Annotated in this window: 21 protein-coding genes, 1 tRNA gene and 1 other RNA gene; 5 read left to right on the top strand and 18 right to left on the bottom strand. The window is 70.7% G+C overall.

Annotated elements, in window-relative coordinates; genetic code table 11:
* The first annotated feature begins 77 nt into the window (after nucleotides 1-77).
* Together ACIBBA_RS03245 and ACIBBA_RS03250 are read left to right on the top strand one after the other, a co-directional pair.
* Nucleotides 78-737 (top strand): HNH endonuclease family protein, encoded by a 660-nt coding sequence (locus tag ACIBBA_RS03245; protein ID WP_350873605.1) that lies wholly within the window; start codon nucleotides 78-80, stop codon nucleotides 735-737.
* The gene (locus ACIBBA_RS03250) at nucleotides 719-1,165 is read left to right on the top strand and encodes a hypothetical protein (RefSeq protein WP_396693238.1); all 447 of its coding nucleotides are present in this window, start codon (nucleotides 719-721) and stop codon (nucleotides 1,163-1,165) included. Before ACIBBA_RS03245 ends, ACIBBA_RS03250 begins: the two co-directional genes overlap by 19 nt.
* A gap of 116 nt (nucleotides 1,166-1,281) precedes the next feature.
* On the opposite strand, the gene ACIBBA_RS03255 is transcribed toward ACIBBA_RS03250, so the two are convergent.
* From ACIBBA_RS03255 to ACIBBA_RS03285, 7 genes are all read right to left on the bottom strand, one after another.
* Nucleotides 1,282-2,385, bottom strand: coding sequence for an oligopeptide/dipeptide ABC transporter ATP-binding protein (locus tag ACIBBA_RS03255; protein WP_350873607.1), 1,104 nt, complete (start codon nucleotides 2,383-2,385; stop codon nucleotides 1,282-1,284).
* On the bottom strand, nucleotides 2,382-3,500 hold the full coding sequence (locus ACIBBA_RS03260) for an ABC transporter ATP-binding protein (protein WP_396693240.1): 1,119 nt from the start codon (nucleotides 3,498-3,500) through the stop codon (nucleotides 2,382-2,384). Before ACIBBA_RS03260 ends, ACIBBA_RS03255 begins: the two co-directional genes overlap by 4 nt.
* A 119-nt stretch (nucleotides 3,501-3,619) precedes the next feature.
* Entirely contained in the window at nucleotides 3,620-4,579 is a 960-nt protein-coding gene (locus ACIBBA_RS03265; RefSeq protein ID WP_350873609.1) for an ABC transporter permease, read from the bottom strand.
* Nucleotides 4,576-5,580, bottom strand: coding sequence for an ABC transporter permease (locus ACIBBA_RS03270; RefSeq protein WP_350873610.1), 1,005 nt, complete (start codon nucleotides 5,578-5,580; stop codon nucleotides 4,576-4,578). The genes ACIBBA_RS03265 and ACIBBA_RS03270 overlap by 4 nt, the downstream gene beginning before the upstream one ends.
* A gap of 78 nt (nucleotides 5,581-5,658) precedes the next feature.
* Nucleotides 5,659-7,323: an ABC transporter substrate-binding protein gene (locus ACIBBA_RS03275; protein ID WP_396693243.1), complete on the bottom strand. Its 1,665-nt coding sequence runs from the start codon at nucleotides 7,321-7,323 to the stop codon at nucleotides 5,659-5,661.
* A 256-nt stretch (nucleotides 7,324-7,579) separates the two neighbouring features.
* The gene (gene recR / locus ACIBBA_RS03280) at nucleotides 7,580-8,173 is read right to left on the bottom strand and encodes a recombination mediator RecR (RefSeq protein ID WP_396693245.1); all 594 of its coding nucleotides are present in this window, start codon (nucleotides 8,171-8,173) and stop codon (nucleotides 7,580-7,582) included.
* A gap of 7 nt (nucleotides 8,174-8,180) precedes the next feature.
* The gene (locus tag ACIBBA_RS03285) at nucleotides 8,181-8,489 is read right to left on the bottom strand and encodes a YbaB/EbfC family nucleoid-associated protein (protein ID WP_350873672.1); all 309 of its coding nucleotides are present in this window, start codon (nucleotides 8,487-8,489) and stop codon (nucleotides 8,181-8,183) included.
* Between the two features lie 159 nt (nucleotides 8,490-8,648).
* Here ACIBBA_RS03285 and ACIBBA_RS03290 point away from each other — a divergent pair, with 159 nt between their 5' ends.
* Nucleotides 8,649-9,719: a DUF2332 domain-containing protein gene (locus tag ACIBBA_RS03290; RefSeq protein ID WP_396693247.1), complete on the top strand. Its 1,071-nt coding sequence runs from the start codon at nucleotides 8,649-8,651 to the stop codon at nucleotides 9,717-9,719.
* 250 nt (nucleotides 9,720-9,969) lie between these two features.
* Here ACIBBA_RS03290 and ACIBBA_RS03295 read toward each other — a convergent pair whose 3' ends face one another.
* Both ACIBBA_RS03295 and ffs read right to left on the bottom strand, forming a co-directional pair.
* A complete protein-coding gene (locus ACIBBA_RS03295; RefSeq protein ID WP_396693249.1) occupies nucleotides 9,970-13,095 on the bottom strand; it encodes a DNA polymerase III subunit gamma and tau in 3,126 nt (1,041 codons plus the stop codon).
* Between the two features lie 193 nt (nucleotides 13,096-13,288).
* Nucleotides 13,289-13,378, bottom strand: an RNA gene (gene ffs, locus ACIBBA_RS03300) — signal recognition particle sRNA small type.
* 82 nt (nucleotides 13,379-13,460) lie between these two features.
* Here ffs and ACIBBA_RS03305 point away from each other — a divergent pair.
* A tRNA-Ser gene (locus tag ACIBBA_RS03305) sits at nucleotides 13,461-13,545 on the top strand.
* A 1,251-nt stretch (nucleotides 13,546-14,796) separates the two neighbouring features.
* Here the strand turns inward: ACIBBA_RS03305 and ACIBBA_RS03310 are convergent.
* From ACIBBA_RS03310 to ACIBBA_RS03320, 3 genes are all read right to left on the bottom strand, one after another.
* Nucleotides 14,797-16,005 carry a tyrosine-type recombinase/integrase gene (locus ACIBBA_RS03310; RefSeq protein WP_396693251.1) on the bottom strand — a complete coding sequence of 403 codons (1,209 nt, stop codon included), beginning with the start codon at nucleotides 16,003-16,005 and terminating at the stop codon, nucleotides 14,797-14,799.
* Nucleotides 16,006-16,022: 17 nt separating this feature from the next.
* Nucleotides 16,023-16,232 carry a helix-turn-helix domain-containing protein gene (locus tag ACIBBA_RS03315; protein ID WP_363843788.1) on the bottom strand — a complete coding sequence of 70 codons (210 nt, stop codon included), beginning with the start codon at nucleotides 16,230-16,232 and terminating at the stop codon, nucleotides 16,023-16,025.
* 743 nt (nucleotides 16,233-16,975) lie between these two features.
* Nucleotides 16,976-17,722, bottom strand: coding sequence for a DNA cytosine methyltransferase (locus tag ACIBBA_RS03320; RefSeq protein WP_396693254.1), 747 nt, complete (start codon nucleotides 17,720-17,722; stop codon nucleotides 16,976-16,978).
* Between the two features lie 128 nt (nucleotides 17,723-17,850).
* On the opposite strand from ACIBBA_RS03320, the gene ACIBBA_RS03325 reads away from it, so the two are divergent.
* On the top strand, nucleotides 17,851-18,942 hold the full coding sequence (locus tag ACIBBA_RS03325; RefSeq protein ID WP_396693256.1) for an MrcB family domain-containing protein: 1,092 nt from the start codon (nucleotides 17,851-17,853) through the stop codon (nucleotides 18,940-18,942).
* Between the two features lie 2 nt (nucleotides 18,943-18,944).
* Here ACIBBA_RS03325 and ACIBBA_RS03330 read toward each other — a convergent pair whose 3' ends face one another.
* From ACIBBA_RS03330 to ACIBBA_RS03355, 6 genes are all read right to left on the bottom strand, one after another.
* Nucleotides 18,945-20,504, bottom strand: a complete 1,560-nt coding sequence (locus ACIBBA_RS03330; protein ID WP_396693258.1) for a hypothetical protein — start codon at nucleotides 20,502-20,504, stop codon at nucleotides 18,945-18,947.
* Nucleotides 20,501-21,478, bottom strand: a complete 978-nt coding sequence (locus ACIBBA_RS03335) for a bifunctional DNA primase/polymerase (protein ID WP_396693259.1) — start codon at nucleotides 21,476-21,478, stop codon at nucleotides 20,501-20,503. Before ACIBBA_RS03335 ends, ACIBBA_RS03330 begins: the two co-directional genes overlap by 4 nt.
* Nucleotides 21,479-21,509: 31 nt before the next feature.
* Nucleotides 21,510-21,809: a hypothetical protein gene (locus tag ACIBBA_RS03340; RefSeq protein ID WP_396693261.1), complete on the bottom strand. Its 300-nt coding sequence runs from the start codon at nucleotides 21,807-21,809 to the stop codon at nucleotides 21,510-21,512.
* Entirely contained in the window at nucleotides 21,809-22,102 is a 294-nt protein-coding gene (locus ACIBBA_RS03345; protein WP_396693263.1) for a hypothetical protein, read from the bottom strand. Before ACIBBA_RS03345 ends, ACIBBA_RS03340 begins: the two co-directional genes overlap by 1 nt.
* Nucleotides 22,099-22,350: a hypothetical protein gene (locus ACIBBA_RS03350; protein WP_396693265.1), complete on the bottom strand. Its 252-nt coding sequence runs from the start codon at nucleotides 22,348-22,350 to the stop codon at nucleotides 22,099-22,101. Before ACIBBA_RS03350 ends, ACIBBA_RS03345 begins: the two co-directional genes overlap by 4 nt.
* A gap of 141 nt (nucleotides 22,351-22,491) precedes the next feature.
* Nucleotides 22,492-24,672, bottom strand: a complete 2,181-nt coding sequence (locus ACIBBA_RS03355) for a cell division protein FtsK (protein ID WP_396693267.1) — start codon at nucleotides 24,670-24,672, stop codon at nucleotides 22,492-22,494.
* Between the last annotated feature and the right edge of the window lie 24 nt (nucleotides 24,673-24,696).

Below are 24,696 nucleotides of genomic sequence, written 5' to 3' on the forward strand. Positions count from 1 at the left end.
ACGCCACGAAACGCCGAAACCATGTCCGGGTACTGTGCGGGATCGCCGGAAGCGCGCAAGCTGGAAGGGTGTCGTCTGTGCGTACCAGATCAGGACCGCGCGCGGTGCTCGTGGCCGCGGCGGCCGCGGCGCTGACGTTCGCCGCGGCCGGCTGTGTGCCGGTGGACGAGCCGGAGCCGGCGCCGACGAGCGACGGCGGCAACGCCGTCGAGCAGCTCGGCGAGCTGACCGTGGCCGGCGCCGGGTCGATGAAGGGCTACAGCCGGGAACGCTTCCCGCACTGGCGGGACACCGGCACCAACTGCGACGTGCGGGACACCGTGCTGAAGCGGGACGGGAAGAACATCAAGCTCTCCGGCTGCAACGTGGTGGGCGGCCGCTGGGAGAGCGTCTACGACGGGCGCGCCTTCACCGATCCGTCCGACGTGGACATCGACCACATGGTGCCGCTGGCCAACGCGTGGCGCTCCGGCGCCGACGAGTGGGACGACGCGAAGCGCGGCGATTTCGCCAACGACACGACGAGACCGCAGCTCATCGCGGTTTCCGCCTCCTCCAACCGGGCAAAGGGTGACCAGGACCCGTCGCAGTGGAAACCGGCGAACCGGTCGTACTGGTGCCAGTACGCCGAGCACTGGGTGACGGTCAAGCACCACTGGCGGCTGACGGTGACCAGCGCCGAGAAGGCCGCCCTGACCGACATGTTGGAGGGCTGCACATGGGCGAGCAAGCCGTGACCGGGCCGGAGACCAGCGCCGGCGAGCCCGGCACCGCCGGCATGAACGCGGACGGCGGAGCACCGGCCGCGACGCCGGGTGCCGGTATGAACGCCGACGGGCCGTCGGGGGCCGCCGCCGCGGTGCCCGGCGCCGGCATGCAGGCGGACGCCGGCAGCGGCGCCGCCCCGGCCGCCGGACCGCAGAGCCGGACGGCCGACGTCGTGCCCGGACCGGGCGGGGTGATGACCGACGAGGTCGGCGTGGTCACCGGCGAGCTGACCCTGCGCGCCGAGTGGGCTGATGGCCGCGTCACCCTGCGGGTGCAGTACAAGGACGCCGACGAGTGGTACACGGTCACCGGTGGCAGCGCCGCCCTGGCCGACCCGGCCGGTCTGGACGCGGTGCACGGCATCGCGGTCGGCCTGCTGCACCGTCCCGAGGGCTGAGCGCCGCTCCGCGCCGGGCCGCCGCTGAACGTCGGAGCACATTGCTGCTGAACGGCGACATGCCGCAGCATCATGATCATGACGCTGCGGCATGTCGCGCAGTCCCGAGGTCGGGATCAGACGTACGAGCCGGGCTCGCTGGGCGCGGAGACGACCCCCGGGGTCTCCCCCTCGCCCTCCGGACGGACGATCTGGACGCTGACCTTGTGCGGTCGCAGCTCGCCGCTGGCGATCTGCTCCGCCCAGTGGCAGGCCACCCGGCTGCCGCCGATGTCCCGCAGCGCCGGCCGCTCGTCGGCGCACCGGGTCGGCTGCGCCCACGGGCAGCGGGTGTGGAACCGGCAGCCGGACGGCGGGTTCGCCGGCGACGGCAGGTCACCGGCGAGCAGGATCCGCTCCCGGCGGTCCTCGACGTCCGGGTCCGGCACCGGCACCGCCGACATCAGCGCCCGCGTGTACGGGTGCAGCGGCTCGGTGTAGAGCCGGTCGCTGGGCGCCTCCTCGACCAGCGCGCCCAGGTACATCACGCCGACCGTGTCGGAGATGTGCCGCACCACCGCGAGGTCGTGCGCGATCACCAGGTAGGTCAAGCCGAGACTGTCCTGGAGTTCGTCCAGCAGGTTGACCACCTGGGCCTGGATCGACACGTCCAGCGCGGAGACCGGCTCGTCGGCGACGATCAGCTCCGGCCCGAGCACCACCGCGCGGGCGATGCCGATGCGCTGCCGCTGACCGCCGGAGAACTCGTGCGGATAGCGGGAGAGCGCCCAGCGGGGCAGCCCGACCGCGTCCAGCGTCTCGCCGATGATCTTGCGACGCTCGTTGCGGTCGGCGCCGATGCCGTGCGTCTGCAACCCCTCGGTCAGGATCGACTCGACGTTCTGCCGGGGGTCCAGGCTGGACATCGGGTCCTGGAAAATCATCTGCATCCGGCGACGCATCGACCGGAGCTTGCCCGGTGCCAGCTTGGTCAGCTCGACGCCGTCGAAGCTCACCTCGCCGTCGGTGGGCGGGGTCAGCTGGAGCAGCGCCCGGCCCAACGTGGACTTGCCGCAGCCAGACTCGCCCACCAGCCCGTAGGTCTTACCCCGCGGGATGCTCAGGTCGACCCCGTCGACCGCCTTCACATGGCCGACGGTCCGGTCGAAGAGCACCCCCCGCCGGATCGGGAAGTGCACCTTCAGGTCGCGTACCTCGACGAGGATGTCGCTGTCGCTCATGCTGATTCCTCCTCGCGCGGGGCGGGCACCTGGGCCGGTGCGGTCGCCGGATCCGCCGGTGCGGTGGCCGGGTCGGCCGGTGCGGCCGCCGGTGCGGCGGGGGCGTCCGGGCCGAGCGTCGCACCGGGCGGCACCGAGCCGGGCACCGGGGCCGGGTTGACACACCGGTAGCTGCGGCCGTCGTGGGCCAGCACCAGCTCCGGCGGCTCCCCGACGCACTCGTCGATCCGCCGGGCGCAGCGCGGGGCGAAGGCGCAGCCGTCCGGCCAGGGCAGCACGTCGCGGACCGAGCCGGGGATGGGGATGAGCCGCTCGCCGCGCCCGGCGTCCAGGCGCGGCACCGAACCGAGCAGACCCACGGTGTACGGGTGGCGCGGCTCGCGGAAGAGCGGACGACGGCGGGCCGTCTCCACCACCCGCCCGGCGTAGAGCACGTTGATGGTGTCGCACATGCCGGCCACCACGCCCAGGTCGTGCGTGATCATCACAAGGGCGGTGCCCGAGTCGCGGACCAACTCCTTGAGCAGCTCCAGGATCTGCGCCTGGATGGTGACGTCCAACGCGGTGGTCGGCTCGTCGGCGATGAGCAGCCGAGGCTGGCAGGCCACCGCCATGGCGATCAACGCGCGCTGCCGCATGCCGCCGGAGAGCTGGTGCGGGTACTCCTTGAGCCGGCGCTTCGGGTCCGGGATACCGACCCGGTCTAGCAGCGCCGCCGCCTCCTTGGCCGCCGCCTCGCCCTTCATCCCCCGGTGCCGCGCCAGCACCTCGGTGACCTGCAATCCGATCGGGATCACCGGGTTCAGCGAGGAGAGCGGGTCCTGGAAGATCATGGCGATGTCCCGGCCACGGATGTCCCGCCGGGACCGGTCGTCCAGCTGGAGCAGGTCCGTGCCGTCGAAGACCGCCTTGCCGCCGACCCGCAGGCCCGGCTGCTTCGGCAGCAGGCCCATGATCGCCAGCGAGGTGACGCTCTTGCCGCACCCGGACTCGCCGACCAGACCGACCACCTCGCCGGCGTCGACGGAGAACGAGACCCCGTCCACGGCGTTCACGGTGCGCTGACCACGTCGGGCGAACGTGACCGAGAGGTCGTCAACTTCAAGGAGTGCCATGCTGTGCTGGCCTTTCATTCGCGACTGCGGGGCTCGCGAGCTCTCTCCTCGCGCTCACCTGTGCTGGCCTTTCGTTCGCGACTGCGGGGCTCGAAGGCTCTCTCCTCGCGCTCACGGCACTACTTCCGCAGCTTCGGGTCGAGGGCCTCGCGCATCGCCTCGCCGAGCAGCGTGAAGCCCAGCGCGGTGATGATGATGGCGAGGGCCGGCAGGATCGCCAGCCGGGGAGCGGTGTCGAGGTACTGCTGCGCGTCGGCGAGCATGACCCCCCACTCGGGGATCGAGGCGTCGTTGTTGCCCAGGCCGAGGAAGGAGAGCGCCGCGGCCTCGATGATCGCGGTGGCCAGGGTCAGCGTGGCCTGCACGATGACCGGGGCGAGCGAGTTCGGCACCACGTGGGTCAGCGCGATCTTCGGCTTCTTCACCCCGAGCGACGTGGCGGCCAGCACGTAGTCGCTGTTCGCCTGGGCGATCATCGAACCGCGTAGCAGCCGGGCGAAGACCGGCACCGACACCACACCGACGGCGATCATCACCGTGGTGAGCCCGGCCCCGAGGATGGCGGCGATGCTGATCGCCAGCAGCAGGCTCGGCATCGCCAGCAGCATGTCGACGAAGCGCATCAGCACGTTGTCGAGGCTCCGGCCCCACCGGCCACCCAGACCGGCCGCGGCGCCGGCGACGCCGCCGATGAACGAGCCGACGGCGAGACCGATCAGCGTCGAGATCACGCCGACCAGCAGCGTCTGCCGGGCGCCCACGATCATGCGGCTGAACTCGTCCCGACCGATGTGGTCGGTTCCGAACCAGTTCTCGGCCCGCGGCCCGGGGAAGTCGCCGAGGCGGACCTCGCCCTTCCAGAGCTGGGCGTCCGCGGGGTGCGGGGCGAAGAACGGGCCGACGATGGCGACCAGCAGGAACAGCGCCAGGATGACCGCGCCGGCGATCGCCGCCGGGTTGCGGCGCAGCCGCCGGAACGCCTCCCGCCACAGGCTGACGCCCTGCTCGTCGTCGCGGACGGCGGCCAGCTCACCAAGCCGGTCGATCTTTTCCCGCTTCTTACCGGTGGTGATGGTCATCGGACCCTCACCCTCGGGTCGATCAGGCTGTAGGAGAGGTCGACCAGGAGATTCACCAGCACGTACACCACCGCGATGATCAGGATGAAGCCCATCAGCACCGGATAGTCACGTTGGCTGATCGCTTCGTAGATGAAGGCCCCGATGCCGCCGTAGGCGAAGACGGTCTCGGTCAGTACCGCGCCGGAGAGCAGGCCGCCGGTGAGCAGGCCGATCGAGGTGACCACCGGCAGCAGCGAGTTGCGCAGCACGTGCCGGCCCCGGACGGTCCGCTCGGTCAGGCCCTTGGCCTCGGCGGTCCGGACAAAGTCCTCGTTGAGCACCTCCAGCACGCTCGCCCGGGTGATCCGGACGATGATCGCCAGCGGGATGCTGGCCAGCGCGATGCCCGGAAGCACGAGGTGCCAGAGCGCGTCGGCGGCGGCGTCCCACTCCCGGGTCATCAGTCCATCGAGGACGAAGAAGTTGGTGACCCGGGTGGCGCCGATGGTCGGGTCCTGCCGTCCGGTGGAGGGGAACCAGTGCAGGTTCTCCGAGAAGATCGCCTTGAGCACGTACGCCAGGAAGAAGACCGGGATGCAGATGCCGATCAGCGAGCCGCCGACCGAGGCGTGGTCGAGGAACCGGCCCCGACGGCGAGCGGCCAGGTAGCCCAGCGGGATACCGATGCCGATCGCGATCACCATCGCCATGACGGTCAGCTCGACGGTGCCCGGGAAGCGCTCGACGAACTCGGTGACCACGGAGCGCTTGGTCGAGGTGGAGGTGCCGAGGTCCAGCCGGATCAGCCGTCGGACGAACCGGCCGTACTGCACCAGGATCGGCTCGTCCAGGCCCATGTTGCGGCGGATCGCGGCGCGCATCTCGGGCGTCCCGCGCTCGCCCAGGATGGCGGTCTCGGGGCCGCCGGGCAGGCGCCGGAGCCAGATGAAGAGCAGGAGGGAGAGCCCGAACAGCGTCGGTATCAGCTGAAGCAGGCGTCTGACGATGAACCGGAACACGGGCAGCCTCGGAGGGGGTGCGGAGGGTTGCGGGCGGGCGCTGAGGATCCAGCGCCCGCCCGCGTTCCTTGCGTCAGGTCAGGACTTGAACTCGGCGCTGGCGTAGCGCTCGTCGGTGAGCGGGCTGGCCTTGATCCCGATCACGTCCTTGCCGAACACGATCGCCGGCGGCGAGTGCGAGATCGGCACACCCGGCAGGAAGTCCATCACGGCCTTGTTGAGGGCCTTGTACTTCTCGGTCCGGGCCGCCTGGTCGGCGGTGGTGTCGGCGTCCTTGAACTGGTCGAAGAGGGCCTTGTTGGTGAAGCCCCACTCGTCCTTCGGCCGGTCGAAGAAGGTGCCGATGAAGTTGTAGGCGTCGCCGTAGTCACCGGTCCAGCCGAGGAAGTGGATGTCGTGCTTGGCCCCGGAGGTGGTGGCGTTCAGGTAGTCCGGGCTCCACTTCAGCGGGATGGCCTCGACCTTGATGCCCACCGCCTGCAGGTCGGCCGAGAGCAGCTCGAAGATGTCCTTCGGGCTCGGCATGTACGGCCGGGTGACCTCGGTCGGGTAGTGGAACTTCAAGGTCAGGTTCGACGCGCCGGCCTCGGCCAGCAGCTGCTTGGCCTTCTCCGGGTTGTAGTCGTACTTGGTGACGTCGCCGTTCCAGCCCTCGACGGTGTCGGGCATGAAGTTCATCGCGACCTTGGCGCCCGGGGGCAGCTTCGAGTCGACCAGGGCCTGCCGGTTCAGCGCGTACGCGATGGCCTGCCGGACCCGGATGTCGGCGAGCTTCGGGTTGCCCTTCTGGTTGATCGCCAGGTAGAGCACGTTGAACGCCGGACGGGTGAGGACGTTGAAGCCCTCGTCACCCAGCGGCTTGACGTCGGCCGGGCCGACCAGGTCGTAACCCTGGATGTCGCCCGAGCGCAGCGCCTGCTTACGCGCGTTCTCGTCCGAGATGGTCTTGAAGATGAGGGTCTTCAGCTTGGCCTTCGTGCCGGCGTAGTCGTCGTTCCGCTCCAGGGTCAGCGTCTTGTTCGCGACATCCCAGGACTTGAACTTGAACGGACCGGTGCCGGTCGGGTGCTCGGTGGCGTACGCCGGGTACTTGATGTCCTCGGCGGTGCCACCCACGTTGCTGGCGTCGTACTGCTCCAGCGCCTTCGGGCTGTGGATGGAGAACGACGGCAGCATCAGCGCGGCCGGGATCTTGCTGGAGACCCGGGTGAAGGCCAGGTCGACAGTGGTCGCGTCCTTGGCGGTGCAGGACTTGAAGAGGCTCGGCGGCAGCTCCGGGTCCTCGTTCTTGGCGAAGCCGCCCATGACGTCCTGCCAGTACGCGGTCACGTCGGGGCTCTGCATGAGGCCCTTGCCGTTGTACCAGCGGTTGAAGTTGTAGCAGACGGCCTCGGCGTTGAAGTCCGTGCCGTCGTGGAACTTCACGCCGGAACGGAGCTTGAACGTCCAGGTGGTGCCGGCAGCATCCGGCGTCCAGGTCTCGGCCAGGCCGGGCGTCACCTTGGTGCCGCCCTCCTCCGGGCGGACCAGGGTCTCGAACACCTGGCGGGCCACACGCAGCGACTCACCGTCGCTGGCGAAGCTGGGGTCGAGCACCTTCGGGTCTCCGGCGACGCCGAAGACGAGGGTGTCCTTCTTGCTACCGCCGGAACTGTCATCGCGGTTGCTCTCGGCGCAGCCTGCTACCGCGAGGGCCGCGACCGCGACGGCCGCTAACGCGACCTTCGGCCTGGGTGCACGCATGTGCTTCACCTCGTCCTTGGGGGTACGGACAACGTGGTGACAGGGGTCACCGATGGCGGTGACCATAGCTCCCGTTACGACCGTGCGGAAACCGTGGCATGGACGGTTGGTATCGGATCGTGTCTTTGCCGGGGTTTGGCCGTCGATTCGAAGGTGAACACCGGGCAAATCCGAGGATTCGGTGTTCACGATGCCAAACTGTTACGTCGATCCCGCCGGTCGGGGCGTCAGGTGTCAGATCAACGCACGCTGGTCGTCAGACCGCCCGACGCCCCTCGAAAGCCCGCCCGAGGGTGATCTCGTCGGCGTACTCCAGGTCGCCGCCGACCGGCAGGCCACTGGCCAACCGGGTCACCGAGATGCCCATCGGCTTGACCATCAGCGCGAGGTAGGTGGCGGTCGCCTCGCCCTCGGTGTTCGGGTCGGTGGCCAGGATCAGCTCGCGGATCTCGCCGCCGCTGAGCCGGGTCATCAGCTCGCGGATGCGCAGGTTGTCGGGCCCGATCCCCTCCAGCGGATTGATCGCGCCACCGAGCACGTGGTAGCGACCGCGGAACTCACCGGTCCGCTCGATCGCCACCACGTCCTTCGGCTCCTCAACCACGCAGAGCACCTCGTTGGTGCGGCGCGGGTCGCGGCAGATCCGGCACTGCTCGGACTCGGCGACGTTGTAGCAGGTGGTGCAGAACCGGACCAGCTCCTTGACCTTGCGCAGCGCGCCGGCCAGCCGGTTGACGTCGGCGGGGTCGGCCGACAGGACGTGGAACGCGATCCGCTGGGCGCTCTTCGGGCCAACGCCCGGCAACCGCCCCAGCTCGTCGATCAGGTCCTGGATGGCGCCTTCGTACATCTGCCGCTCAGAAACCGGGCAGGCCGAGGCCGCCCATGCCGCCGGTTACCGGGCCCATCTTCCGCTCGGTCAGCTCCCGCGCCGCCTCGGCGGCGTTGTGCACGGCCGCGACGACCAGGTCCTCCAGCGTCTCGACGTCGTCCGGGTCGACCGCCTTCGGGTCGATCTTGATCGCCTTGAGCTCGCCCGAGCCGGCGACCGTCGCGGTGACCAGGCCGCCACCCGCGGTGCCGGTCAGCTCGGCCTCGGCCAGCTCGGCCTGCGCCTTGGCGATCTGCTGCTGCATCTTCTGCGCCTGCTTCAGCATCTGCTGCATGTTCGGCTGTCCACCTGGGCGCACGATGGCTCCTTCTCGCACTCGTCTGCTCGGCCGCCGCTCAGCCTATCCGTTGTGAGCAGGCTCGCCCCGCCCGGTGCTTCCGCCCGCCGCGCGCCGGACGGACGATCACGGGAACCGAGAGCGAGGGGGCACCGGATGACCGTCGAGCACGCCGCGACCAGCCTGGAACGACAGGCCCGGGCCTGCGCAGCCATGGCCGCCGGCCGATACGCCGACCTGCTGTCGCGGACGGCCGCGGACGTCCGCGCCGGCGGGCTGTTCGCCGAGGTGCTCGCCGGCTACCTGGACGCCCCGTTCGGCGCGGCGGTCCCGCTGCGACTGCTCGGTGGGGTGCACGCCCTGGTGCTCACCGGGCGGGCGCCCGAGCTGGCCGCCTTCTATCCCAGCGCCGGCGGGCGGCAGGCGCCGGGCGACGCCGACGCCTGCTGGGACGCGTTCCGCGCGGTGGTCGCCACCCAGCGCGACACGGTACGGGACTGGTTGCGCCGCCCGCCGCAGACCAACGAGGTGGGCCGGGCCAACCTGCTGGTCGCGGGCCTGCTCCACGCCCTCGGCGAGGTGGGCGGGCGGCCGGTGCGGCTGGTCGAGCTGGGCGCGAGCGCCGGGCTCAACCTGCGCGCCGACCTGTTCCGCGTCGAGGCGCCAGGCTGGGCCTGGGGGCCGGCCGACTCCCCGGTGCGGCTGCCGGACGCCTGGCGCGACGGCACCCCCGACTGGCTGCGCGCCGCGGCGGCGGCGTACCCGGAGCTGACCGTGCTGGAGCGACTCGGCTGCGACCTCACCCCGCTCGATCCGACCAGCGAGGACGGCGCGCTGGCGCTGCGGGCGTACGTCTGGCCGGAGCACACCGACCGGGCCGCCCGGCTGGCCGGGGCGCTGACGCTGGCCCGGCGGGTGCCCGCCCGGATGACGGCGATGGGGGCGGCCGACTTCCTGGCCGGGATCGACCCACGGCCCGGCACGCTCACCGTGGTGTGGCACTCGGTGATGCGGCAGTACGTGCAGGCCGACGAGTGGGCCCGGGTGAGCACCGAACTCGACCGGCTGGCCGCCGCGGCCGACGCCGACGCGCCCGTCGCGCACCTGCTCTTCGAGCCGGACCTGCTGGACGCCCGCCATTTCCAGCTACACGCCCGCATCAACACCGCCCCGCCCCAACTCCTAGCCGAAGCCCACCCCCACGGCCTCCCCGCCCGACGCCCCTAACCTCCAGACCCCCGCCCGCCCTGGCCCTCGCCCCGCCCCGGCGCGCCCCGCCCTCGCCCCGCCCTCGCCCCGGCGCGGCCCCCGCCCCCGCCCCGCCCCGCCCCGCCCCGCCCCGTCGATCATGCAGTTGTGGTGGTGGACGAAAGGTGCGTAACGGCATCTTTCGGGCACCACAACTGCATGATCGACCACGGCGGGGGGTGGGGTGGCGGGCGACGTGGAGCGGGGTGGGGTGGGTGGGGCGGGTGGGTTAGCGGGCGTCCACTTCGTTGATCTTTTCGGCGCCGAATGCCTCGCGGAGAAGCCGTACCGCCTGCGCCTCGCTGGACTCCCGGGCCGTCTTCTCGTCGATCACGTCGTCCAGCGGCTCGTCACCGGGGTCGAACCCCTCGTAGACCGGGGTCGCGGCCGACGGGGCCGACGGCCGCCCACCGCCGGGACGGACCGGCCCGTCGTAGTCCGGGTCGTACGGCGGTTCGCCCGCCCAGTCGCTGTCCGCGGTCTGCCGGGCCGGTTGGGTCGGACGCGGCCCGCGGCCCGCCGCCGCGGCCCGGGCGGCCGCGATGGCGCTGCTCACCGGGGCGCTGCCGTTCCCGGCCTGGCGCGGGGCGGCCGACGCCGGTCCGCCGGACGCCGCGCCGCTCGGCCGACCGGCCGGGCCCGCCGAGGCGCTGGTCTGTGCGGCCGGACGATCGGACGGTCCGGCCGGCGCATCCGCCGGAGGGCCGCCCAGGCGGGCCGGCTCCGGCCAGTCCTCGCCCGGGTCACTCGTGCTGCCGGTGTCGCTCGTGCTGCCTCGGTCGTCCGGGCCGGACGAGGCTCCGCCGGGGCGAGCCGGCTCCGGCCAGTCCTCCTCGTCGTCGCCAGGCGCAGCGGAACCAGCCGAACCGCCGCCGGCCGGACCGACTCCAACCGGACCGGAACCAGCCGGACCGCCGCCGGCCGAACCGGCACCAGCCAGACCGGGACCAGCCGAACCGTTTCCGGCCGCACGCCCACCGGTGGACGCGCCGCCTCGGGCGCCGCCCGCGCCGGACGTCGGGCCGGCCGGCGAGGTGGTTGCGGAACGGGCCGGGGCCGCGCTCGTCGGCGCGCTCGGCGAAGTCGCCGCAGCCCGCGAAGTCGCCGCAGGCGGTGAAGTCGGCGCGGCCGGCGCGGACGAAGTCGCCGCAGCCCGCGAAGTCGCCGCAGCCTGTGAAGTCGCCGCAGCCGGCGAAGTCGGCGCGCCCGGCGCAGACGAAGTCGCCGCTGCCGGCGAAGTCGGTGCAGCCTGTGAAGTCGGTGCGGCCGGCGAGGTGAGTGCGGCCGGCGCCGACGGGGCGGGGCGGGGCGGGGCCGTCGCCGCGGGGGGCGGCCCGGCGAGCGAAGCGGCGCCTCGCTCACCCGCCACCTCGCAGCGGATCTGCCAGCGACCGCCGAACTCCTCGTACAGCGCCTCGACCAGCACCGACGTGTGGTTGCCCATCATCTGGGCGAGCACCGGCGACTTCACGGTCAGTACCAGGGTGTCGCCGTCCACGTCGCGGACCACCGCGTCGCGCATCAGCGCGGCGGCCGGCTTCTTGATCCGGTTGACCTTGGCGACGATGTCCGGCCAGACGCGGCGGACCGCGACGGCGTCCAGCGCGCCGGCCGGGGCGGCACCGGGACGCGGCGGCTCGGGGGTGGCCGGGTCGGCCATCACCGCGGACGGTGGCACCGGCCGGCGGGCGGGGGTGGCGTGGTCCGCGCCGGAGGTGGCGGGCTCCGAACCGGGCGCGGCGGCGGTGCGGTCTCCGCCGGGGACCGCACGTTCCGATCCGGGCGCGGCGGCGCCGTGGCCCACGCCGGCGGCAGCGTGGCCCGTGCTCGGGGCACCGTGGCCCGCACCGTGGTCCGCGCCGGCGACGATGTGGCCCGCGCCGGGGATGCCATGGCCCGCGCTGGGGACGGCGTGGTCCGAGCCGTGCCCGGCCTGGGCTCCGGCCACCGGGGCGGGAGCGCCCGGGGACCGGCTGGCCGAGCCCGGGGCGGGCGCGGTGGAACGGGCGCCGGCGACCGTGGCGGCGGCGCGGGCGGCGGCCGCCCCGGTCAACGCACCGGCAGCCGCCGGCGTGCCGGCGGTCTCCGGGTGCGGCGCGGCGGCAGCCGCGGGCTGGGCGGAAGGCTCCTGGCGTACCCCGGAGGTGGGGGTGGCCGGCCCGGAGCCGGCGGCGGTCGGCGCGTCGGTGCCGGCCAGGGTGAGCCGGCGCTCCATGCGCTCCAGGCGCTGGAGCAGGCCGCCCGTGGTGTCGTCGGCGCCGGGGAGGAGCATCCGGGCGCAGATCAGCTCGAGCAGCAGCCGGGGCGCGGTGGTGCCGCGCATCTCGACCAGGCCGTTGTGCACGATGTCGGCGCAGCGGGACAGGGTGCCCGGGCCGAGCTGCTGGGCCTGCGCGGCCATCCGCTCGATCTGGTCGGCCGGGCCGTCGATCAGGCCCTTGGTGGCGGCGTCCGGTACCTGCTGGAGCACGATCAGGTCGCGCATCCGTTCCAGCAGGTCGGAGGCGAACCGGCGCAGGTCGTGCCCGGCCTCGGCGACCCGGTCGACGGTGGCGTAGGCGGCGGCGCCGTCCCCGGCGGCCAGCGCGTCGCACATCTCGTCGATCAGCGCCGAGTCGGTCACGCCGAGCAGCGCGGCGGCCCGGGCGTAACTGACCCCCTCCGGGCCGGCGCCGGCGATGAGCTGGTCGAGCACAGAGAGGCTGTCCCGCATACTGCCGCCACCGGCGCGCACCACCAGGGGGAAGACCGCCGGCTCGACGGTGACCCCCTCCGCCTCGGTGAGCTGCTCCAGGTAGGGGCGGACCACCTTCGGCGGGAACAGCCGGAACGGGTAGTGGTGGGTCCGCGACTTGATCGTGCCGAGGACCTTCTCGGGCTCGGTGGTGGCGAAGATGAACTTGACGTACTCCGGCGGCTCCTCGACCAGCTTGAGCAGGGCGTTGAAGCCGGCCGACGAGACCATGTGCGCCTCGTCGATGATATAGATCTTGAAGCGGCTGCGGGCCGGCGCGAAGAACGCCTTCTCGCGCAGCTCACGGGCGTCGTCGACGCCGCCGTGGCTGGCCGCGTCGATCTCGATGACGTCGATCGACCCGCTGCCGTCGGGGGCCAGCGAGCGGCAGGACTCGCACTGCCCACACGGCTCGGGAGTGGGGCCCTGCTCACAGTTGAGCGAGCGGGCCAGGATCCGGGCGCTGGACGTCTTGCCGCAGCCACGGGGGCCGGAGAAGAGGTAGGCGTGGTTGAGCCGCCCGCTGCGCAGCGCCTGTGACAGCGGCTCGGTGACCTGCTCCTGGCCGATCATCTCGGCGAAGCTGCGCGGCCGGTACTTGCGGTAGAGCGCCAGTGCCACTCGTCCCGCCTCCTCTCGACCGAGCCATTCTGCGCCGGTCCGCCCCGGGTGACCACCCACCCCGCCGGATCGTTGCGCGCGCCGCTCGGCCCGGTTGGCTTGATCGACTCGATGTCGGCGACAGGGCGGTGTCGCGGCGCCCGGGACAGCCCCAGATCGGCGACCTGGAGTGGATCAACCGGGCCACAGACAGAAAGGCCTCCCGTGCACCCGGCAGAGCTCGCTTATCCTTGCTGCCTTCCGGCCCTGGGGAGGTTCACGAGATACCGCCGCACGGGAGGTGCCACCAACCCTACCCGACCGCCCGTCGATCTTCAGGGGGTGGTGGGGTGGCCCGGCCGGCGGCGGCCTGTATCCTGGCTCGCGGAGGATTCGCCTAGAGGCCTAGGGCGCACGCTTGGAAAGCGTGTTGGGTTTACACCCTCACGAGTTCGAATCTCGTATCCTCCGCTCGCTGAGCAGCACGAACGACAGGGCCGGCCCCGCTGGGGACCGGCCCTTGGTCGTCCGCAGCGCCACCCTCGTCTCAGTTTTCGTCTCAGTCCGTCTCGTCTCACCCTGTCGCGGGTGACAGCAGGGCGTACGAGCTCCCGGCATCCGCAGCTCGCTCCCTGTTCGCCGGCCAGCCAACCTGACGGCTCAGCCTCACCGGGTCCGACCTGGGGCCACGATCGCAACGCCGAGTGACTCCGTCTGCTCTTGTCGGCGACAAGCCCATTACTTGTCGTCGACAAGGCGCCTGGCGAGGCAAGCACTTATTCCCCGGGGCTCATTAGAGCCCTATCGCACAGCCTGTGCGACATGCCGCAGCCCCTGAATCCGACAATGGCAGCGGCGCCCGAGCTGTCCCTCGGGCGCCGCCATGCTCCAACCCACAGCAAGTAGATGAAGGAGCCGCTATGAGAATACTCCCAACCGACCCCGAGATGGAACCCGCGGCAGAAGAAACGAACCAGGCGATACGGCGAACGATTACAGTGCGGCGCTTCGTCATCAGCGCCACATGCCTGGCCGGGGCTGCCGCAGTACATCACTACAACGGTGACATTGTCCTCTCAGCCGCCACAGTCCCCGTGCTTCACGGCTTTTTGAATCATTGGATTTCCGAATAGGCAGGTGCCTGCCAGTGGAGGACGCCCGTGGCAACATACTGGATCATCAAGGCGGAGTACGAGCGCATTCCATCCGCTTTGGCCGCCATACGGACCGCGGCTCTTCGACTCAAAGCAAGCCTCGCAGAGGTAGAGCGTGCGTCAGGACCAACCGTAATCGTCAGCCTGCGAGTCAAATGCATCGCACCACAAGAGGCTGTGTTGAAATCGTGGGCCCTACTCATGGACATCCAGGAACGAATTGGACCTGAACATCCTGCAATCTCCGTATTGACCCATCCAGAGAGGCTCCCTGAGCCCATCCCGCCTGTGATGGCACTGTCGGAAATAGCTCTAGCGCTGGGTGTTTCGCGCCAGAGAGCGCAACAGCTATCCCAGCAGCCCGACTTTCCTCAGCCTCTAGCGAGAACGCCTACAGGGCCAATCTACGCCGCCTCGGACGTATACCGTTATCACGAAGTCCGAGAGCGCAAGAACAACCGAGATAAGCACGGCGCGGTTGTTCCTCCACGCGTAGGACCTGCCGACCGCGTTCGGCCCTGACGTGCACGGTTGGGGCTGGCGCGTACCAGCCCCAACCGTCAATCCCTTAGCCCTTTTCGCCCCAGAGCAGTCCGCCGAGCTGCTGTGCGATGTCCCGGCGCACCTGATCGGTCATGTGCTGGTACCGAACGGCCATCGCTGAGTTCGACCAGCCCATGATGCCCATCACCGCGCGACCGGAGACACCGAGGACCAGGAGCACGGTGGCGGCGGTGTGCCGGGCGTCGTGCAACCGTCCGTCCCGCACTCCGGCGAGCTTGAGTAGCCGCTTCCACTCGTCGTAGTCCGTAGCCTGGTGGATCGCCTCGCCGGTCGGGGAGGCGAATACCCAGCCCTCATCGCGCCAGAGCTGGGCGGCGGTTTCCCTCTCGGTGTCCTGTTCCTTTCGGTGCTGCCGTAGAAGGTCGATCAGGGCATCGGGCAGGCCGATGGAGCGGCGGCCGGCGCGCGATTTGGTGTCCGCCGCTACCGGCCGTCCATTCACCCGGTCGGGGCACTGGCCGGGCAGCTTCTGTTCGCACCCTCCGTCGCAGCCGTGCCGCCATTTCGGCCGGAGAAGCGCTCGCCGCACGGTGAGCGTCCCGTTGTCCAGATCCACGTCCGGCCATTTCAGGCCGAGCGCCTCGCCCTGGCGCAACCCGAGGGCGAGCGCTACGGCCCACCGTGCGCTGTTCCTCCGCGAAGCTGCCGCGCGAAGGATCGCCTGTACCTCCGGCACGGAGTACGGCTGCACCTCGGAATCCGGGAGGCGGGGCGGCTTGGCCAGCGCGGCGGGATTCCGCGCGAGGTGCCCGCGGCGCACCGCCTCTCCGAGCGCCGTACGGATGGTTCGGTGCGCCTGGTGGGCGGTGCCGGCCGCGCTGCCGTTGGCCATCATCCGGGCATACAGCTTCTCCAGGTTCTCAGGCTCTAGGCGGTCGAGGCGGTGGGCGCCCACGCCGGGGATCAAATGCCGACGGACGGCCACCCGGTAGCCGTCGAGGGTGTTCGTACGGACCACCGGGCCGGCGATGTTCTCGACCCAGTGCATCAGCCACTTCTCGACCGTCCAGCGCTGCCCCGACTTCCGCACCGTTCCGTGGTCGCGCTCGCGTTCCAGCGCGCGAACCTTGCGGATCACCTCGGCCTCGGTCTTCGCCTGGACGTGCCGCCGGTCCGGCTTTCCGTTGTCCTTCACTCCGACCGTCACGCGGCCGTGCCAGTAGCCGTCACCGCCCTTGTAGATGCTCGATGCGCCGTTTGGCTTGCGTCCCATCCGTCATGCTCCTTTGGTCAGGCGGCGTGGTCGAGGGGCGTGGGCTCGGCGAGCAGGTTGCGCACGTACTCGTCGAGGCAGAAGGTCGGTACACGGCGGAGACGGCCGATGGTGACGGTGCGGATTTGGCCGGTCTTGATAAGGGCGTACATGGTGGTACGGCCGATGCCGAGTCGGTGGGCGGCTTCTTCGATGGTCAGGACGACCCGGTTTTCTGGCGTGGGCACGGCTTCTCCCCGTTGTTCCGTCGGGTTGAGAGCGCCGGTGGTGGGCGTTCTCGCCTGGCGAGGGTCGGTTGCTGGATAGAGCAGGCGTATCGATAGAGGCCGCTAGAGCGGCCCGCTGAGAGCGCCTTGGGGCCAAGATTTCGGGCGGGCTGGTGCTAGGTGATGCGCCGGTTCGGCTCAGGGGGTCTCAGCGGGTCGGCCTACGCGGTCCGGTTGCGGCGGTCGGCGCTCGTTGTGGAGGGGCTGAACCATCTCCGCATCTCCGCATCTCCGCAAACATGGGCGTGAGCTGGGCAAATGCTTGCGGAGATGGGAGGGAATGGTGAGGGGTCATCTCCGCAGAGGGCCGGGATCTCCGCAGTTGGCTGCGGAGATGCGGAGATTGAGGGTCCTCTTGGTTCTGATCTCCGCCAGGCGTTTTCCCTGGTGGTCGGGGGTGTGTGCGGCGTTGCGGAGTTGCGGAGATGGTTCAGCGGGTTTCACCCCTCGTACCGCTCGACGCAGAAGACGGAGCGGTCGTTGCGGCCGGCGCGGACGTGCTCCGCGCCACCGCCCCGGCTGCCCTGTGAGCAGCCTGCCGGGTTGCAAAGGGGTTGAGTAGGCGGCCGTTGTGGGTGGTGATGAACTGCCCGTCCCACGGGTCGTTGTCGTCGCTACCGAGGGCGCATGCGCTCTCCGTCTTGGCGAGGTTCGGCGGCGGTCGTCGCACGGCCGCCGTGGCGACGTAGAACCGTGGACAGTGGTCATGCCGCCTTTGAGGCTCGCCGAGAAGCTGGACGGGTGCCGTTCAGGTAGGCGAGGAGCTGGGCGCCCACCCATCTTGTGTAGACCGGCGGGATCGCCTCGGACAGGCCGTTGCCGGTCATCCAGTCGATTCCCATGGCCTCGGGACCGACGTAGGTTCCGACATCGCCGGTGATGGAGGCGTGGTCACCGGCGAGCCACCTTTCGCGGCGGCGCCGGTTCGGTGCCCGCTTCATGTGTGGCAAGTGCGGCGGGGCGGCCAGTTTGAGGTGGTGGGAGGACTCGAAACGGCGGTGGCGGTAGGTGCGCAGACCGAACGTATTGGCGCACAGCACGATCGACCGGGCCGGGTCGAGGGGTGCCTCCATGACGTTCTCGATGACCCACGGTATGCCGGTCACGTTCGCTTCCTTGCGGCCCGGTGTGACCAGGTCGGGAACCGGTTTGGTGGTTCGCAAGGTGCCGAGCTTGAAGACTTGGCAGGGCCAGGACATGTGGATCGCATCAAATCGGGACACGAACGCGCGATCGCGTAGGACGTCGAGGGCGTCGGCCTGGACGAACTCGTCTCCGACATAGCGGGGTTGCGGCGCGATGTCCACGCCGACGACGTAGAAGCCGGCGTTCTGGTAGCCGCGTGTCGCGCCGCCTTGGCAGCAGCACAGATCCAGCAGCCTCGGCCGATTCGGGATGATTGGCCGAACGTAGTTGGCCTCGTCTGCGGCCACGGGGGTCGGGATGGTCATGATTGCCTGCTTTCGTAGCAGCGCGGCCGCCGGCGGGGCCGATGGCACGCGCTGGTGGGCTGGGCGGACACGAGAGACGGGAGGTGTCGTACCGGTGCGGTAGAACCGTGCGTATGGAGACGGCACCGATGACGTTGGTGGACTATCTGCTGGCTGTAGGTGCCGGCTATGACCCGCGCGACGGGTTCGACACGCCGCAGCAGCGACTCTTGTCCCAGGCGGGCGAGTTGCTGGACGGCTACGGCCCGAACGACTTCGTGATCAAGGCCAGTGGAGGTCAGCGTCCACTGGCGACGACCGACACGCCCTGGATCGGGTTCTTCGACCCGGACGAGTCGGTCACTCCGATGCGAGGCCTCTACGTGGTGTGGCTCTTGCAGGCGTCACGTGAGGCGTGGACGCTGAGCGTGAATATGGGCACCGAGCTGCGAGCGAAGACGATGAAGAAAGCCGGCGATCGAGAAGCTCAGGTGCTAGAGGCGTTGCGGGCCGAGGCCGCCGCGATCCGTGGCGGCTTGCCAGCGGACCTGACGAGCGGCTGGGGCGCCGCGATGGACTTACGGCGCCCCGGGATCCGGCAGCGCCGCTACGAGGCCGCGACCATCATCGCGAAGACCTACCCGCTCGACGCCCTGCCCGACGACAAGACCCTTGCGGGTGATCTCAACCACGCCTGCCTCGTACTCGCCGAGGCGATGCAGGCCAGGGACCGGTTCGCCATCGCCAACCCGGGAACCATCTTCACCGGCAGCGCCGTGCACGTCGACCCCAACGACCGAGACTTACCGTTCGACCCCGGTGTTGACGTCACCGCCGTCATCAGTCTGCCGAAACGCTCCATCGTGCGTAAGCCACGACACGAAGGTGGTCTCAAGCGATACGGCACCTGGCTGCAATGCCGCAACTTCAAGCTGACCACCAAGGTCCACCCCCGCGACTTCGTCATCACCTCCCCCACCCCGTGGATCGGCGAGTACAAGGTCGTCTACGGCCGTGATGTTGCCCGCGCGACCCGCGAGGCCCACAGCCAGCTCAAGGAATACCGGCACTTTCTCTACCCTGCCGGCGCCTCGCGACCGCAGCTGCTCGCGGTCTTTAGCGCTCCCATCACCGACCGCCGCGTTACCTGGCTCAACGCTGAGGACATCGCTGTGGTCTGGGATGAGGATGACCGCTGGCGGGGCTGTCCCCTTGCCCAGGCCGCTGGCCTCGGTCTTTAGTTTTATCCCTGGTGCTGCTCGACCCAGAAGACGGATCGATCGCCGCGGTCGTTCCGGCCGGCGCGGACGACATGCTCACCGCGCCAGCGTCCGGCCTGCCCTGTGAGCAGCCTTCCGAGTTGCAGAGGGTTGGGTAGGCGGCCGTTGTGAGTGGTGATGAACTGCCCGTCCCACGGGTCGTTGACGTCGCTGCCAAGGTGCATCGGCTCTCCGTCTTGGCGGAGTTCGGCGGCGGTCATCGCACGGCCGCCGTGGCGGTCGTGCCAGCAAGTGAGGAAGGCGCGCCAGCGCGTCTCGTCTTCATCGATCTCATGAATCTCGGCGGCGTTGGTCAGGAAACCGTCGATGCCGTGATGCGCCAGGAACCCGCCGAGGGCTTGCGCCCACGGGGTGAACTGCCGCATCGACAACCCCGACACGCGGGGTGCTCCCCGACGGGTCCAGTCGAGCACCAGCACAAGCAGGTGCCACAGGACGGTGAGTTGGTTCGCCGGGTCGGTGATCCACTGGTCAAGGTGCGGGATGCCGAACCCACGCTGGTCGCGCAACTCGGGGCGGGGCATGTCCGGGTCGAGGCGCACCCGCACCGTGCGGGAGGCCATGTCCCCGCCAACCTGGAGGTTGTTGCCGGTGGCCATCCACAGCCGGTCGTTGACGGTGGCGACGTTGCGCGACGCCCCGAGCTGACGGTCGGACCAAACGCCGGAGGTGACGAGCTGGGCGAGCACGGCGGAGTCGATGACGGTTCCCTCGGCCAGGTTGTCCCAGATGACCACGCCGACCTGCTCAGCCAGCACCGCGGTGATGGACTTGCGCAGTTCCTCATCGGAGTAGGCCCAGGCCATGACGCGCTGGCCATAGAGCATCCCCGGCCCAGCCGTGAGGATCGTCTTACCGGACGAGGGCATGGTGGCGTCGATCAGCGCGAACGGGGTCAAGGAGCGGGTGAAGTGCCGCAGGATCGGCGTGGCCAGCAGCGCCACGTAGTTCGCCCGGTCGGCGGCGCTTGCCCACGGGAAGTCCCGTAAGAACCGGTCGAGCAGGAACGTGCGAGCCTCGACGGCCTGCTCCGGGGTCGGCTCGTTTGGCACGGGGGGAAGCGCCACCTTGGACGCGAGGTAAAGTCCGGTGGCGGCGTCGTAACCGGGCTGTTGTAGCAGGGTGCCGTCTCGGCGTAGCACGGGTGCGCCGATGATGCCGCGTAGTGGCGGCACGCCGGGCCAGGTCTTGCCGGCCAGTACCGAGGACAGGATGTCGCGAGGTGGGGTTACTTCGTCTTCGTAGACCTCGGGATCGCCGGTATCGCTCTTGCGGGTCTTGAGCCGGTAGACGTAAGCGTGCTCGGCGAGCAGCCCAGCCAAACCGGCAGGGTTGACCATGCTCGCCGACACCGGCAACGGAGAGTCCTCATCAGCGGCGGTGGCCAGACCACCGGAGACGGCTTCCATGTGCACGAGGGAACCGGCGGACACGTAGGTGTCGGGCAGCAGCCCATCGACCAGCGCGGCCTTGAGCACGCGGATCGTTTCGGGCCCGGAGCCGATCTGCAACCGTGTCGTCATTCCGCCGCCCTCCCCACCCCGGCGAGGCCGCGCGGATTACGCGCCCCGGTCCGCAGCCCCGACGCGATCGTGCGGGCGACCTCGCCCGACGGGAGGCCGAGCGACAACGCAGCGGGCCCCAAGGCGGCGGTTACGTCGTCGTCGGTGAGCACGCCCCCGGCGGCGAGCTGCCCGAGCGCCACCGCCGAGGCGAACAGGGCGTGGTTGCGCTGGCCTTCGGCGGCGGTGATGAGGTGGGCGACCTGCCGGCGGATTGCCGCTGCCAGGTACGCGCCGCACCGGTCGGCTGGCAGTGCCACCGGGGTGGGCCGGTGGGCGGGTCGCGGGGCGGGGGTGAGCAGCCCGGTTACCCATGCGGGCAGCGGAGCCGGGTCGCAGTCCAGCGCCACGGAGTAGGGGCGGCTGGCGACGGTGCTGCCGGCGGCCACGACGTAGCCGCCGTGGGCGCGGGTGTCGACCTTCCAGCCCAGCCCGCCCCGGTCGCCCGTGGTGTTGCGTAGCTGCGGCCCGGTGGCGGGGTGGCGGTAGTAGAGGTGGCTGCCGCCGCTGGCCGTGCACACGGTGTAGGTGGCGGTGATGCCGCCGTGCGGCGCGGCGAGGGTCGCGAACACGTCCAGGCCGAAAGCCGCTCCGGCCCAGTGCGGCGGCGGGGTGTCGCGGGCGTGCTTGGGCACGTCGAGGTCGACCACGACCAGGCCGGAGGGGCCGCAAGCAATGCCGATCCCGTACGGGCGGGCCGACCACGCACGGCGGATGCGCTCCGGGTCGGTGGTGGCGCGTTCCTCCCACCCGACGTGACGGCCGGTGGCGCGGCAGCGCGGATCGGCGCGGGGGCAGTGCTCGGCGGTGCAGCGGTTGGGAAACGCCGGCCGCTTGGCCTCATCTGGGTCGTCGGGCCGGTCGTCGGGACGCAAGGGGAAGACGTACCAGCCGCGCGCGGCGTGCGCGAGCGCGGCGGTCAGAAGGTCAGACATGGGGCATCTCCCAAGGCTCGGGGGAATCGGGTCAGGCCGGGCGGCGCTGGGCGCGGGCGGCAGCCAGGTCGATCAGCGCGCCGCCTGTGGCGTCCGGGACGCCGGTGCGCCGCTGCCGGCCGGCGGTGACGCTCAGGCGCAGATAGAGCCGGTAGCGGCCGGCGTCAGTGCCGGTCAGAGGCTGGCGGGTGCCGCGCTGGGTGAGGTGCCCGGCGTCGGCCAAGGCGGCGGTCGCGGCGTCCAGCTCGGCGGGCGTGCCGGTGAGCCACACCTCCAAACCGGACAGCCGGGAGTCACGCGGCGACGGGCCGTCGCGGCGCGGGCCGGACATCACGAGGCCCGCCTCGGTCGCGGTCGGGAGGTGACCGCAGCGCGGGTGACGGCGTGCCGCAGGTCGCCCAGCAGCCCGACCAACTGGCGGCGGGCGGCCAACTCGCCGGGGGCGAGCGCGACCCTGACGCGTACCTCGGCGTGCTCGCGGCCGGTCCTGGTGCGCACCCGGACGAGCACCGCGCGAGCACGGCCGGCGATGTCGATCACGATTTCGTCGGAGCGGTGTTCGTCGAGGTTGCAGCGGTGGTCTTGTCCGCACCAGTCGGTGTGGCCGGCGGCGCGGCGATTCATCGCTTGGCCGCCTGGTACTCGTCCTTGATGTGGTTGATGGCGTGCCGGCCGACGCGCAACCGCAACCCGGTGCCGGCGCAGCGGCGGCACTCCCGCCGCAGACGGCCGACCGTGGGGCGCTTGCGGCCGCTGCCGTGGCAGATGCGGCAGCGTCCGAACGGCGCAGCAACGCACAACGCGAGGTAACCGAGCGTGAGCAAGGCGAGGATGAGGCATGGGGCGGCGGCTAGCAGGTCGCGGGGGTCCATGACAGCCTCCAAGGCCGGTTTCGGGGTGTGTTCGGGGAAGGCCGCTAGATTCCTAGCGTCCTGGTCACGGTTCGGATGGCGCCCTAGGGGTGGTCCTAGGTCTAGGAGGTGCCCGCTCCTAGACCTAGGACCGATCGGCGGTTAGCTCGCGTCCCGCTTGCGGTTACGCTCCGCAATTGCGGCGATGATGGCGGCGCGTTCGAAGCCGCCCCGGTTGGCGCCCTTGCCGGTGTCCGGGTCGGTGCCCCACGTCTGCCCGACCTTGACCCCGAACGGCTTGAGCGCGACGGTTACCTGCTCGGCGTCCCACCCGTCGTAGACCTCGGGCCGCAGCTCGGCGAGGCGGGCGGCGGCGGTGCGGCACCACACCTTGGCCTCACTGGCCGGGACCACGGCGGTGATGTCGTCGAGCAGGTTGTAGGACAGCGCCTGAACCTTGGCGGGCTGCTCGCCGAGTGCGTGCCCGGTGAGCCGTCCGGCGGCTTCCCGTGCGGTGCGGGCGCGTGCGGCGATCTTCTCCGCTAGGGGACCGTCGATGTTGACGGTGGTGGTGATCCGGGCATCGGCTCCCTCACCGACGAAGTAGCCGGTGCCCTTGTCGGTCCAGGCGAACATGGTTGCCCGGATGCCCTGCTTGTACTGCGACGTGCCGAGAACCATGTCGTTCTCGGTCTGTCCCATCACCTTCAGGCAGAACCGGGTCGACGCGTTCGCCGAGATGCCGGTCGGGAGGCTCTTGGCGTCCGGCCGCTGGGTGGCGAACACGGGGATGATCCCGAGCGCCGGCCCGCGCTTCACGAGGTCGGTGCTGATCGCCTCCAGCTCCTTGCCGTACTCAGGGTGCTCGAACCACTTCTGGCACTCATCGACACCCACCACGAGGGGGTGCAGACCCAAGCTCTTCTTGGACGCCAGTTCGGGCGTGACCTTGTTTTCCGGGCAGAGGTCGCGGGGCAGGTCGCGGATCACCTTCGCGCGGCGGCGTAGCTCCTCGCGCAGCTCGCGCATGCCGGCCACCGCGTATTCGATGTCCTCGTCCTCTTCACCGGCGCGGTAGCGGTGCGCGACCTGCTCCAGGGCGGACAGGTCGCCGGTGCCCTTGAGGTCGTAGGCGTGGATCTCCGCACGCGGGTCCAATGCTGCGATGAGCAGCACTTCCCGCAGGGTGAACGTCTTGCCCATGCGGGGGATGGACCCGATGACCATGGCCATGAACATCAGGGTGAGGTCGACCCACCGGCCGCGCGGGTCGGTGCCGAACGGCTGCGGCCGGAACAGGTCCACCGTGCCGCCCTTGAGCAGCGGCCACACCGGCTTGCGGGCCTTGGACATGTCCTGATCGCCGACCCAGAGCACAAGCCGCCCGGGGTGCACCTCCGGCTGACCCTCCGGCCACACACAGCCCAGCGGCCGAGTCAGGCCGGCGGCTAGCTTCTCCCGCCTCTCGATGACCTCGGTGGCGGTGACGCCGTTGGGCAGCTCCACATCGGCGCGCCATCCCGGGCCGTCGCGGGTGATCGGGGCGGGGAACCAGTCCTTGCCGCGGTCACCCTTGGACAGCGCCTGGTTGATGCCGGTGATGCCGAGGTTGCCCAGCGCCCGCACCACCACATCCGAGGTCAGCTTCTGCACGCGGGGCACGACCACGGCGGTGTCAAGCAGCGGCTTGTCCGCCGGACGGCCGAGCGCGCCGAGGGCGCCCAGCAGCGCGGCGAGGGTGGCATAGCGGGCGCCGGGCGGAGCGAGGGCGTAGGCGATGCCCAGCGCGGGGAGCACGCCGAGGACGGCGGCGGCGGTGACGAAGCCGCGCCACCGGACGCGCTGGTCACGCAGCCGTGACGCCTTGAGGTACATCTCCGCGTCGCCCTTGTCGGCCATGAGTTGGCGGACGTGTTCGCCTTGCAGGTCGAACAGCCAGCGACCCCACCCGCCGAGCAGTCGGCCTGCGCCGCGCGGGGCACGCCACGCGAGCTTCCCGGCGTACTTCGGGGTGCGGGTCAGGTGAAACGCTCCGGCGTGGAACAGGTGCCCGATCGTCCACCGGGCGGCGTCGCGCAGCTCGGCGCGTGAGCGCAGCCACGCCGGCACGATCGGCCGCCGCTTCGCGTCCTGCAACGCGGCCACCGTGAACCGCGGCGACCGCTGCGCCTCGGGCGAGTCCACCAGGCGGCCGGCAGTGTCGGTGTTGTCGTCGTCGACTGGGGTGGGTGCCTGCCGGCGGGACCGGACGGCGTCCAGGTCCACCACGTCGGCATCCGGGCCGGTCAGGTCGTTTTCGGCCGCCTGCCAGTCGAATCGGTCATCATCTCGGGGGAAGGTCATGATGGGGGTTCCTCCATCTGATCC

The sequence above is a fragment of the Micromonospora sp. NPDC051006 genome (assembly GCF_044456245.1).
In the GTDB taxonomy this organism is placed as follows: domain Bacteria; phylum Actinomycetota; class Actinomycetes; order Mycobacteriales; family Micromonosporaceae; genus Micromonospora.

Excerpts from the sequence above, each read along its gene's own strand:
- ACIBBA_RS03330 (WP_396693258.1), bottom strand. The coding sequence starts at position 20,504 with ATGACGACACGGTTGCAGATCGGCTCCGGGCCCGAAACGATCCGCGTG.
- ACIBBA_RS03355 (WP_396693267.1), bottom strand. The coding sequence starts at position 24,672 with ATGACCTTCCCCCGAGATGATGACCGATTCGACTGGCAGGCGGCCGAA.
- ACIBBA_RS03265 (WP_350873609.1), bottom strand. The coding sequence starts at position 4,579 with ATGACCATCACCACCGGTAAGAAGCGGGAAAAGATCGACCGGCTTGGT.
- ACIBBA_RS03340 (WP_396693261.1), bottom strand. The coding sequence starts at position 21,809 with ATGTCCGGCCCGCGCCGCGACGGCCCGTCGCCGCGTGACTCCCGGCTG.
- ACIBBA_RS03310 (WP_396693251.1), bottom strand. The coding sequence starts at position 16,005 with ATGGGACGCAAGCCAAACGGCGCATCGAGCATCTACAAGGGCGGTGAC.
- ACIBBA_RS03260 (WP_396693240.1), bottom strand. The coding sequence starts at position 3,500 with ATGGCACTCCTTGAAGTTGACGACCTCTCGGTCACGTTCGCCCGACGT.
- ACIBBA_RS03335 (WP_396693259.1), bottom strand. The coding sequence starts at position 21,478 with ATGTCTGACCTTCTGACCGCCGCGCTCGCGCACGCCGCGCGCGGCTGG.
- ACIBBA_RS03275 (WP_396693243.1), bottom strand. The coding sequence starts at position 7,323 with ATGCGTGCACCCAGGCCGAAGGTCGCGTTAGCGGCCGTCGCGGTCGCG.
- ACIBBA_RS03350 (WP_396693265.1), bottom strand. The coding sequence starts at position 22,350 with ATGGACCCCCGCGACCTGCTAGCCGCCGCCCCATGCCTCATCCTCGCC.
- ACIBBA_RS03250 (WP_396693238.1), top strand. The coding sequence starts at position 719 with ATGGGCGAGCAAGCCGTGACCGGGCCGGAGACCAGCGCCGGCGAGCCC.
- ACIBBA_RS03325 (WP_396693256.1), top strand. The coding sequence starts at position 17,851 with ATGACGTTGGTGGACTATCTGCTGGCTGTAGGTGCCGGCTATGACCCG.
- ACIBBA_RS03345 (WP_396693263.1), bottom strand. The coding sequence starts at position 22,102 with ATGAATCGCCGCGCCGCCGGCCACACCGACTGGTGCGGACAAGACCAC.
- ACIBBA_RS03255 (WP_350873607.1), bottom strand. The coding sequence starts at position 2,385 with ATGAGCGACAGCGACATCCTCGTCGAGGTACGCGACCTGAAGGTGCAC.
- recR (WP_396693245.1), bottom strand. The coding sequence starts at position 8,173 with ATGTACGAAGGCGCCATCCAGGACCTGATCGACGAGCTGGGGCGGTTG.
- ACIBBA_RS03320 (WP_396693254.1), bottom strand. The coding sequence starts at position 17,722 with ATGACCATCCCGACCCCCGTGGCCGCAGACGAGGCCAACTACGTTCGG.
- ACIBBA_RS03290 (WP_396693247.1), top strand. The coding sequence starts at position 8,649 with ATGACCGTCGAGCACGCCGCGACCAGCCTGGAACGACAGGCCCGGGCC.
- ACIBBA_RS03285 (WP_350873672.1), bottom strand. The coding sequence starts at position 8,489 with ATGCAGCAGATGCTGAAGCAGGCGCAGAAGATGCAGCAGCAGATCGCC.